This is a genomic window from Promicromonospora sp. NPDC059942 (assembly GCF_042731755.1).
In the GTDB taxonomy this organism is placed as follows: Bacteria; Actinomycetota; Actinomycetes; order Actinomycetales; family Cellulomonadaceae; genus Promicromonospora.
The window spans coordinates 168,503-177,984 of sequence record NZ_JBHWLR010000012.1; the positions used below are offsets into that span (position 1 = coordinate 168,503).

The following is a 9,482-nucleotide window of genomic DNA, read 5'->3' on the forward strand; positions in this document are numbered from 1 at the left end:
TTCTTTCTTTTTGTTTTTTTTTCTTTGTGTTTTCCACACGGGGGGTTCTCTTCTTGTCCCCCCTTTGGGTTTTCCTAAAAGCCGCGGCCCACCGGGGGTGGCCCTGGGTTCCCCCCGACGACGTTCCGGCCGGTCCGGCAGGCCTCAGAGCTGCACCTCACCGCCGTCGACGAACAACTCGGTGCCGGTCACGAAGCTGCTCTGGTCGGAGGCCAGGAACAGCACGGCGTTGGCGATCTCCTCGGGGCGGCCGAGCCGGCCGAGCGGGACGTTGCCGGCGAGCGCGGTCAGGAGGCCGGGCGCCTGGGCGGGATCGGGCGCCAGGCCGCTGAGCCCGGGCGTCTCGGTGGGTCCGGGGGCGATCGCGTTCACGCGGATGTTGCGGCCGGCCAGCTCCCCGGCCCACGTGCGGGTGAAGGAGCGCAGGGCGGCCTTGGTCGCCGAGTAGACGCCGAACGACGCGGCCCCCTTGCTGGCGGCGGTGGAGCCGGTGATCACCACGGAGGCGCCGTCATTCAGCACGGGCAGGGCCTTCTGCACGGTGAACACCGTGCCGCGGACGTTGATGCCGAAGGTCTCGTCGAAGCCTGCCGGCGTCAGCTCCTGGAGGGTGGCGAAGCGGCCGCCCCCGGCGTTGACGAACAGGACGTCGAGCCCGTGGCCGCGCGCCGCGACCGCCGCGAAGACGCGGTCGAGGTCGTCGAGGTCCGCGACGTCGCCGCGGATCCCCGTGGCGTCGCGGCCGAGCTGCGCCACGGCGGCGTCGAGCTCGGCCTGCCGGCGGCCGGTGACGAAGACGTGCGCGCCCTCGTCCGCGAACCTGCGGGCGGTGGCCAGGCCGATGCCCGACGTGCCGCCGGTGACCAGGGCGGTCTTGTTCTGGAGCTGTCCCATGTCGATCTTCTTCTCTCGTGGTGGTGTGTGCAGGGTTGGTCGGTGGGTCAGGCGCCGGCGAGCGCCGGCAGGAGGGTCGTCAGCTCGCGCCAGGCCGGCATCGGCAGGTCCGCGGAGCCCAGGACGTGGACGGCGACGTGGTCGGCCCCGGCGTCGAGGTGCTCCCGCAGCCGCGTCCGGATCGCGTCGAGGTCGCCCCAGGCGACGATCGAGTCGATGAGCCGGTCGCTCCCGCCGGGCACGAGGTCGTCGTCGCCGAAGCCGAGGCGGCGCAGGTTGTTCTGGTAGCTGGGGAAGCCGACGAACGCCCCCACGCCGGCCCGGGCGGCGGCCCGCGCGCGGTCCGGGTCGGTCTCCAGGACGACCGCCTGGTGCGGCGCGATCAGGGGGTCGGGCCCGAGGTCGGCCCGCAGGTCGGCGGAGTACTGCGGCGTGACCAGGAACGGGTGGGTGCCCGCGGTGCGGGCCGCGCCGAGCGCCGCCATGCGGGGCCCGAGCGCGCCGAGCAGGAGCCGGTTCGCGGCGGGTGGCGTCGGCGCGGCGTCCAGGTCGTCGAGGTACCGGGCCATGGAGTCGACGGGCCGGCCGAACCGCTGCCCGTGGCTGCGCGCCGACCGCGGGTCGCTGATCCCGAGGCCGACGACGGTCCGGGGCCCGTGCAGCCGGTCGAGCGCGGCCACCTCGTGCGCGACCTCCGTGGCCGGCGTGCCCCAGATGCCGAGGACGCCGAGCGCCACCGTGCTCCGCGGCGCCGCCCGCAGGAGGTGCTCGGCGTCGGCGAGCACGCCGGTGCCGTCGAGCCCCGGGATCCACAGGGTGCGCAGCCCCCGCTCGTCCAGCTCGGCGGCCGCGTCCTGCACCTCCGGCCGGTCCGCGGACCGCAGCTGCATGCTCCACACGCCGAGCGGGCCGAGGGTCCTGGCCAGCTCACGTCCTGCCGTCATGATCGTCTCCTAGTTTCTAACCGAGCGGTTAATAACCCGGAACGTAGCACCCGGAACCCGTGCCGCGCAATTTCTGAACGATCGGTTGTAAACTAGGCGGGCCGGATGCGGAGTCACCCTGGAGGGAGCAGTCATGGCGGGCGGGAGACCACGGACGTTCGACGCCGAGGCGGCGCTGGACCGCGCGGTGGAGGTGTTCTGGCGACAGGGCTACGAGGGCACGGCCGTCGCGGAGCTGACCGAGCGGATGGGCGTGAACAAGCCGAGCCTGTACGCGGTGTTCGGCACCAAGGAGGAGCTGTTCCAGCAGGTGGTGCGGCGCTACGCCGAGGTGGAGCTCGCCTACTTCCGCGACGCCCTCACGCGCCCGACGGCGCTCGAGGTCGTGCGCGACTACCTCGACCGCAACGCCGCCGCGCTCACGCAGCCCGACCGTCCGCCCGGGTGCCTGTCGATCCAGGGCGGGCTGTCGGCCAACCCCGCCCACGACACCGTGACGCAGTTCCTGGCGAGCAGCCGCCGGACGGGCGAGGACGCGCTGGCCGAACGGTTCGCCCGGGCGCGTGACGAGGGCGACCTGCCCGCCGACGCCGACCCCGTGGTCCTCGCCCGGTACGTCATGGTCGTCTCCGAGGGGCAGGCCGTCCACGCGTCGGCCGGCGCCACGCGCGACGAGCTGATGCAGTCCGCCGCGATCGCGCTCAAGGCGTTCGAGCACGCACTCACGCCTGCGGGCTGAGCGGGCGCGGTGGGCAGGTGTGGCAGGGGAGCACAGCGGGGTGGACGCGACAGGCGCGTCCACCCCGATCCACGACCGCGGCCGGGATGCCTCAGTCGGTGATGACGACAACACCCGAAGGGGCGTCCAGCAGCTCGACGGTCAGCTCCGCGGCGCGGTCGATCTGTACCCGCGGTTCGGCGGGGACCGGGCCCTCGTTGTACGTGCCCGGGCCGTAGAACTGCCCGTAGCTCAGCACGACGCCGCCCTCGGCGAGGGTCGAGCGCTCCAGCTCGGCCACGGCCAGCGCGTCCGGCCCGTCGGGCAGCTGCCAGGCGACCGTCTGCGCGAGGTACCGCGGCGAACCACTCTTGCGACCGGCCTCGATCAGGTTCTGGTTCCCCTCGGTGCGGATGCGAGCGTTCAGCTCTGCGTGGTCGCCGATGCTCTCGACGTCGTCCGGCAGGTCGGTGAGCTCGTTCAGGATCACGTCGGGGGCGAAGTCGCCGACCACCTGGATCAGCCGCTCGCGGTCGAACACGTCGCAGACGATCGGCTCGGCGCCGAGCCGCCTGAGCAGGTCGGCGTTGCCGGGGGAGCGAGTCATCCCGCCGACGACGTAGCCGGCCTCGACCAGCCGCGGGACCAGCCGCCGGCCGATGACGCCGGATGCGCCGGCGAGGAAAACTCGTCGTTCGTTGGTGCTGGGCATGTGCTTACCTCTTCCTGTTGGGGGGTCGTTCCTGGTGGGGTCATGTGTTGTGGGGGTCATTCGTCCTGGGCCGTGGTCAGGTCCGGCTGAGCCGGCGGGGGCCGGCCGCGTCGGCGGCGTCCCGCCGTGGTCCGCGGTGCGTCAGGCGTCGCTGGGCGCCGAGGCTGAGCAGGGAGAGGGCGACGACGACCGCGCCGTACCAGCCGACGGTGGGTACCACCCCGACGGCGTCCGTGAGCCGGCCGGCGGCGACGACGGGTAGCCCCAGCCCGAGATACGACACGACGTAGATCCCCGCGACGACCGCTGCCCGTTGCCGGTCGGGCGCGAGCGGGATGATCAGGCCCAGGGCCGCGGTGAACGCCGCGCCGAACCCGACGCCGGCGATTGCCTGCCCGGCGAACATCGCACCGAGGCTGCCGGCCCAGGCTCCGCCGACGATCCCGACGGCGCCCAGGGCCGCCGCGTAGATCCCGAGGGTGACCGCGGTCCGTGGGTGCACGCGGGTGAACGACAGGCCGACGACGACGGAGACCGCGGGGGCGATGAACCCGGCGAGTCCGTCGAGCAGGCCGCTGTCGAGGTGGAACACGCTGTGCACCATGCTCGGTGCGAGGCCGCCCGAGAGACCCGCGAGCATCCACACCGCCGCCACCACGGGGGCCGCCGCGAGGAACTCGGGGCGGGCCGTGGGCGGCACGGCGACCCGGGGGATCATCGACCGGAGGGCCCCGGGGCCGCGACGGACGGTCTCCGGGGACGCCGCGACGGCGAGGCCGCCGACGACGGTCAGCACGCTCAGCGTGACGAAGACGATCGTGTCGGCCGACGGCGTGAGCTGGATCGCGAGGCCGGCGAGGAGCGAGCCGACGGCCAGGCCGCCCGTGAGCCCGACGCTGCCGAGGACCGGGCCGAGACGCTCGCGGCCCGCCGGTGCGTGCTCGACCAGCGCGGCGGTGAAGGCGGCGGTCGCCGCACCGCTCGCGACACCCTGCACGATGCGTCCCGCGATCACCCACCCGACGTCCGGCGCGAACAGGAACATCAGGTCGGACGCGAGCTGCACCGCCAGGGCGCCGAGCAGGACGGGCCGTCGTCCCAGATGGTCCGAGAGGGAGCCCAGCACGAGTGCCGCGACGAGAAAGCCGACCGCGTACACCGCGAAGGCCACCGTGAGCAGCGACGGTGCGAAGTGCCACCGATCCCGGTAGACGACGAGCAGAGGTGTCAGCGCGCCGGCGGCGAGATACATGCTGGTGAACGCGAGGGCCGTGCCCGCGAGGGCGGGGGCCGGTGGGAGAGTGCGCATGCCGTCGACTGTACGAACGAAGAGGTCTGGGTCTACCGTCCACTTTCATGGAGGATTCGCAGACCACTTCCGCCGTGGAGGTCTTGTCCGCGGCCGGGATCGACCTGCACGTCGAACCCCGCGGCCCGCGCGTCCGCGCCGGACTCACCGACGCCCTCCGGCAGGCGGTGCGCTCGGGGCGGCTCGCGGCCGGCACCCGCCTGCCCGCCTCCCGGACGCTCGCCGGCGACCTCGGCATCGCGCGCAGCACCGTGACCGAGACCTACGCCGAGCTCGTCGCCGAGGGCTGGCTCACGGCGAGGCACGGCTCCGGGACCCGCGTTGCGGCGCGGCCCGAGCCGCCGTCCGCCCGGCCCGCTCCGCCCCGCGGACGCCGGCCGGGCCGGCGTCCGCTCGAAGGCCTGGTCCCGGGCGCCGCCGACTTCGCCGAGTTCCCCCGGACCGCCTGGGTCGCGGCCGCTCGCCGCGCCCTCGCGGCCGCACCGTACGAGGCCTTCGGGTACGGCGACCCGCTGGGCCGCATCGAGCTGCGCACGGCGCTCGCGGAGTACCTCGCGCGGGTGCGGGGCGTGTATGCCGCACCGGAGCGGATCGTCGTCAGCTCGGGGTTCCACCACGGGCTGGGGCTGCTCGCCCGCGCGCTCACCGCGCAGGGCGTCCGGGCGGTCGCCGTGGAGTCGTACGGCCTCGACCTCTACCGTGAGCTGCTGGTCGACGCCGGGCTCGGCATACCGGCACTCCGGGTGGACGAGCACGGCGCGCGGACCGGTGACCTGCCGGACATGCCCGGGGTGGGTGCCGTGCTCCTGACGCCGGCCCACCAGTTCCCGACCGGCGTCGCGCTCGGGCCCGACCGCCGCGCGGCGGTGCTGGAGTGGGCGCACCGCACGGGCGGGCTCGTGGTCGAGGACGACTACGACGGTGAGTTCCGGTACGACAGGCAGCCGATCGGTGCGCTCCAGGGGCTGGATCCCGAGCGGGTCGCGTACTTCGGCACGGCGAGCAAGTCCCTGGCTCCGGCGCTGCGCCTGGCCTGGATGGTCCTGCCCAAGGACTGGGTCCCGAGGGTCGCCGCGGTCAAGGGGCCGGTCGAGACGACGAGCGTCCTCGACCAGCTGACCTTCGCGGAGCTCATCACGTCGGGCGGGTTCGACCGGCACGTACGGGCGATGCGGGTTCGCTACCGCCGTCGGCGCGAGCAGCTCGTCGCTGCCTTGGCCGAGCGGGCGCCGGGCGTCCGGGTGACGGGCATGGCGGCGGGCCTGCAGGCGGTGGTGGTGCTGCCGCCCGGGACCGAGCGCGCGGCGCTCGGGGCCGCAGTCGAGCGGGGTCTTCTGGTGGGCGGCCTGGCCGAGTTCCGGCACGGGGACGCGGCCGAGAGGCGTCCGGGGCTCCGGGACGCGCTGGTGGTCAACTTCTCCGCGATGTCCGACAGCGCCTGGCCGCGAGCCCTGGAGGCGTTGTGTCGCATGCTGCGCGACATCCCGTCTGCGCGCTGAGGCCTGTACGGCGCCCGCGGCACCCGCTACTGTATCGATAAATCTGCCGCTGCCCGCGCGTGCCTTCTCGCAACAACGATGTTAGCGCTCACACGTCCTGGCCCGCGCAGCAGGTTCCTCCGGGGCCACGGTGCCGACCGCACCGTCGGCAGCGGCAGCACGTTATGCCCAGGCGCGGCCGACGGCGGTCGCGCCCCGACAGGCAAAGGAGCGAAGGATGAGGAAGTCCATCGCACGTCTCGCGCTCGGGCTGGCAGCGGCCCTGGTGCTGGTCCCGGCAGTCGCAGGCCCCGCCGAGGTCCCACCGGCGGCCGCGGCGAGCAGCAACCTGCTCACGAACGGGGACCTGGAGAACGGCACGACCGGCTGGTCGGTCTTCGGCGCAGGGACGGTGACGTCCAGCACGAGCCCGGTCCACGGTGGAAGCCGGTCGCTCCTGCGGACCGGTCGCACCGCGGCGTGGAACGGCCCGGCCCAGACCGTGACGTCCGCGCTCACCAACAACACCAGCTACACGGCGAGCGTGTGGGTGCGCTCCCAGAGCGGGACGCCGACCGGCCGGGTCACGCTGGCCGTGACCGCGGGCGGCACGACGAGCTACGTCAACCTCGGCCAGGGCGCGGTCAGCTCCTCGGGCTGGACGCAGCTGACCGGCACGGCGACGGTGTCCTGGTCCGGGACGCTGTCGTCCGCGTCGTTCTACGTGGAGACGGCTGCGGGCACCGACGGCCTCTATATCGACGATGCCTCGCTCGTGAGCAATACGACGTCGACCTGCGACCTGCCGTCGACCTACCGCTGGAGCTCCACCGGCGTCCTGGCCACGCCGAAGTCCGGCTGGGTCTCGCTCAAGGACTTCACCGTGGCCCCCTACAACGGTCAGCAGCTCGTCTATGCGACGACGCACGACACGGGCACGACGTGGGGCTCGATGAACTTCAGTCTCTTCAGCAGCTGGTCGGGCATGGCCGGCGCCGCGCAGAACACGATGTCGTCCGCCACGGTGGCCCCGTCGCTGTTCTACTTCGCCCCGCGGAACATCTGGGTGCTCACCTACCAGTGGGGTCCGTCCCCCTTCATGTACCGGACCTCCAGCGACCCGACGAACCCGAACGGCTGGTCGGCCGCGAGCCCGCTGTTCACCGGATCGATCTCCGGCTCCGGCACCGGTCCCATCGACCAGACGATCATCGGCGACGGCACGAACATGTACCTGTTCTTCGCCGGGGACAACGGGAAGATCTACCGGGCCAGCATGCCGATCGGCAGCTTCCCGGGCAGCTTCGGCAGCTCCTACCAGACCATCATGAGCGACACCACGAACAACCTGTTCGAGGCTCCGCAGGTCTACAAGCTCCAGGACCAGAACAAGTACCTGATGATCGTCGAGGCGATCGGCGCCAACGGGCGGTACTTCCGCTCGTTCACGGCGAACAGCCTCTCCGGCTCGTGGACCCCGCAGGCGGCGACGGAGAGCAACCCGTTCGCCGGCAAGGCCAACAGCGGTGCCACCTGGACCAACGACATCAGCCACGGTGAGCTGCTCCGGACCACGGCGGACCAGACCATGACGGTCGACCCCTGCAACCTGCAGCTCCTGTACCAGGGCCGTTCGCCCAGCTCCGGCGGGGACTACGGCCTGCTCCCGTACCGGCCGGGGCTGCTGACGCTCCAGCGCTAGGCCCCAGGGGCGGACGGCGCGCCCCTGATCGGACCCGATCGGGTCAGGCCCGTTCGAGCCGGAGCATCGACCAGGAGACGGGCGGCAGGTCGACGTGCGCGCGGTCGTCGGCGACCTTGGCGGTGGTGTTCGCGCGCGGCAGCACCGACGTGGCGTCGTCCGCCGTGGCCGACCACGTGTGGTCGGGGTTGGACAGCGTGAGCGCCTCCACCACCCGGAGCCCCGGGAAGCCGCGCAGGTCCACGTCGAGCGCCACGTCGTCGGTGAGCGACCGGTTCACCGCGAGCACGACGACGCCCCCGGTCTCCGTGTCATGGGTGGCGACCGCGTCGAGCACCGGGACCGGGCCGAACTTCGCCGTCTCCTGCACCGGGGCGTCCACCGCGAGGCGCAGCACCTCGCCGGCGGCGTGCCGTGCGGTCAGGGCGAAGGGGTGGAACGTCGTCTGCCGCCAGGACCGGCCGCCCGGCTCGGTCATGATCGGCGCGATCACGTTGACGAGCTGCGCCAGCGATGCGGCGTGGACCCGGTCCGTGTGCCGCAGCAGCGAGATGAGGAGGTTGCCGACCACCACGGCGTCGGCCACGTTGTAGCGGTCCTCCAGCAGCACCGGGGCCACGGGCCAGTCGTCGCCCGACGGCGGGCGCGACTCCGCGCGCTTCTGGTACCAGACGTTCCACTCGTCGAACGAGACGTGGATGTGCTTGGTGTGCTTGCCCGCCGCGCGGACGGCGTCGGCGGTGGCGGCGACGGAGTCGACGAAGTGGTCCATGTTCACCGCGGAGGCCAGGAAGGAGGCGAGGTCGCCGTCCTCCTCCCAGTAGTAGGCGTGCGCCGAGATGTGGTCGACGTGCTCGTACGCCTCGGTGAGCACAGTGTGCTCCCACTCGCCGAACGTGGGCATCTGGGAGCCCGACGAGCCGCACGCCACGAGCTCCAGGTCGGGGTCGACCATGCGCATGGCCCGCGCGGTCTCGGCCGCGAGGCGCCCGTACTCCTGCGCCGTCTTGTGGCCGATCTGCCACGGGCCGTCCATCTCGTTTCCCAGGCACCACATCTTGATCCGGTACGGGTCCTCTGCGCCGTTGGCCCGGCGCAGGTCGCTCCACGTGGTGCCGCCCGGCACGTTGCAGTACTCCAGCAGGTCGAGCGCCTCCTGGACGCCGCGCGTCCCGAGGTTGACGGCCATCATCGGCTCGACGCCGGTCCGGGCGCACCACCGCATGAACTCGTCGACGCCCACGAGGTTGGGGTCGGTCGAGTGCCAGGCGAGGTCCAGCCGGCGCGGCCGCTGCTCGACCGGCCCGATCCCGTCCTCCCAGCGGTAGCCCGAGACGAAGTTGCCGCCGGGGTAGCGCACCGTCGAGACGCCCAGCTCCCGCGTGAGCTCGACGACGTCGCCCCGGAAGCCGTCGGCGTCCGCCGTCGGGTGGCCGGGCTCGTGGAGGCCCGTGTAGACGCTGCGGCCGAGGTGCTCGACGAACGAGCCGAACGTACGGGGGCGCACCGGTCCGACGACGAACGCCGGGTCGATGGTGACGGATGCGGACAGCATGAGTGATGTACTCCTCGATGGTTGGTGCGTAGAGGCATGCGTCGGGGCGGGGGGGGCAGTCCGGGGGGGGTGACGAGAAGGGAGGGGAAAAGAGGGAAGACAAGCCAGGCCACCCAGACCCACAACGCGAAAAAAGGAGCCCAGCGCCCAGAGCGGGTTCTATGGCGCAG

At 72.7% G+C, this 9,482-nt stretch carries 8 protein-coding genes; 3 read left to right on the top strand and 5 right to left on the bottom strand.

Annotation, left to right across the window (positions count from 1 at the left end; translation table 11 throughout):
• Positions 1–144: 144 nt before the first annotated feature.
• Together ACFV9Q_RS19860 and ACFV9Q_RS19865 are read right to left on the bottom strand one after the other, a co-directional pair.
• Positions 145–894: a glucose 1-dehydrogenase gene (locus ACFV9Q_RS19860; protein WP_377235827.1), complete on the bottom strand. Its 750-nt coding sequence runs from the start codon at positions 892–894 to the stop codon at positions 145–147.
• Positions 895–941: 47 nt separating this feature from the next.
• Entirely contained in the window at positions 942–1,838 is an 897-nt protein-coding gene (locus ACFV9Q_RS19865; RefSeq protein ID WP_377235828.1) for a TIGR03620 family F420-dependent LLM class oxidoreductase, read from the bottom strand.
• A gap of 133 nt (positions 1,839–1,971) precedes the next feature.
• Here ACFV9Q_RS19865 and ACFV9Q_RS19870 point away from each other — a divergent pair, with 133 nt between their 5' ends.
• Positions 1,972–2,577, top strand: coding sequence for a TetR/AcrR family transcriptional regulator (locus tag ACFV9Q_RS19870; RefSeq protein WP_377235829.1), 606 nt, complete (start codon positions 1,972–1,974; stop codon positions 2,575–2,577).
• Between the two features lie 91 nt (positions 2,578–2,668).
• Here ACFV9Q_RS19870 and ACFV9Q_RS19875 read toward each other — a convergent pair whose 3' ends face one another.
• Both ACFV9Q_RS19875 and ACFV9Q_RS19880 read right to left on the bottom strand, forming a co-directional pair.
• On the bottom strand, positions 2,669–3,268 hold the full coding sequence (locus tag ACFV9Q_RS19875; protein WP_377235830.1) for an NAD-dependent epimerase/dehydratase family protein: 600 nt from the start codon (positions 3,266–3,268) through the stop codon (positions 2,669–2,671).
• A 76-nt stretch (positions 3,269–3,344) separates the two neighbouring features.
• Positions 3,345–4,577: an MFS transporter gene (locus ACFV9Q_RS19880; protein ID WP_377235831.1), complete on the bottom strand. Its 1,233-nt coding sequence runs from the start codon at positions 4,575–4,577 to the stop codon at positions 3,345–3,347.
• A 47-nt stretch (positions 4,578–4,624) separates the two neighbouring features.
• Between ACFV9Q_RS19880 and ACFV9Q_RS19885 the strand changes: the two genes are divergently transcribed.
• Both ACFV9Q_RS19885 and ACFV9Q_RS19890 read left to right on the top strand, forming a co-directional pair.
• The gene (locus ACFV9Q_RS19885) at positions 4,625–6,076 is read left to right on the top strand and encodes a PLP-dependent aminotransferase family protein (RefSeq protein WP_377235832.1); all 1,452 of its coding nucleotides are present in this window, start codon (positions 4,625–4,627) and stop codon (positions 6,074–6,076) included.
• Between the two features lie 217 nt (positions 6,077–6,293).
• Positions 6,294–7,757 carry a non-reducing end alpha-L-arabinofuranosidase family hydrolase gene (locus tag ACFV9Q_RS19890; RefSeq protein ID WP_377235833.1) on the top strand — a complete coding sequence of 488 codons (1,464 nt, stop codon included), beginning with the start codon at positions 6,294–6,296 and terminating at the stop codon, positions 7,755–7,757.
• Between the two features lie 43 nt (positions 7,758–7,800).
• On the opposite strand, the gene ACFV9Q_RS19895 is transcribed toward ACFV9Q_RS19890, so the two are convergent.
• On the bottom strand, positions 7,801–9,312 hold the full coding sequence (locus ACFV9Q_RS19895) for an alpha-N-arabinofuranosidase (protein ID WP_377235834.1): 1,512 nt from the start codon (positions 9,310–9,312) through the stop codon (positions 7,801–7,803).
• Between the last annotated feature and the right edge of the window lie 170 nt (positions 9,313–9,482).

Excerpts from the sequence above, each read along its gene's own strand:
- ACFV9Q_RS19860 (WP_377235827.1), bottom strand. The coding sequence starts at position 894 with ATGGGACAGCTCCAGAACAAGACCGCCCTGGTCACCGGCGGCACGTCG.
- ACFV9Q_RS19865 (WP_377235828.1), bottom strand. The coding sequence starts at position 1,838 with ATGACGGCAGGACGTGAGCTGGCCAGGACCCTCGGCCCGCTCGGCGTG.
- ACFV9Q_RS19870 (WP_377235829.1), top strand. The coding sequence starts at position 1,972 with ATGGCGGGCGGGAGACCACGGACGTTCGACGCCGAGGCGGCGCTGGAC.
- ACFV9Q_RS19875 (WP_377235830.1), bottom strand. The coding sequence starts at position 3,268 with ATGCCCAGCACCAACGAACGACGAGTTTTCCTCGCCGGCGCATCCGGC.
- ACFV9Q_RS19880 (WP_377235831.1), bottom strand. The coding sequence starts at position 4,577 with ATGCGCACTCTCCCACCGGCCCCCGCCCTCGCGGGCACGGCCCTCGCG.
- ACFV9Q_RS19885 (WP_377235832.1), top strand. The coding sequence starts at position 4,625 with ATGGAGGATTCGCAGACCACTTCCGCCGTGGAGGTCTTGTCCGCGGCC.
- ACFV9Q_RS19890 (WP_377235833.1), top strand. The coding sequence starts at position 6,294 with ATGAGGAAGTCCATCGCACGTCTCGCGCTCGGGCTGGCAGCGGCCCTG.
- ACFV9Q_RS19895 (WP_377235834.1), bottom strand. The coding sequence starts at position 9,312 with ATGCTGTCCGCATCCGTCACCATCGACCCGGCGTTCGTCGTCGGACCG.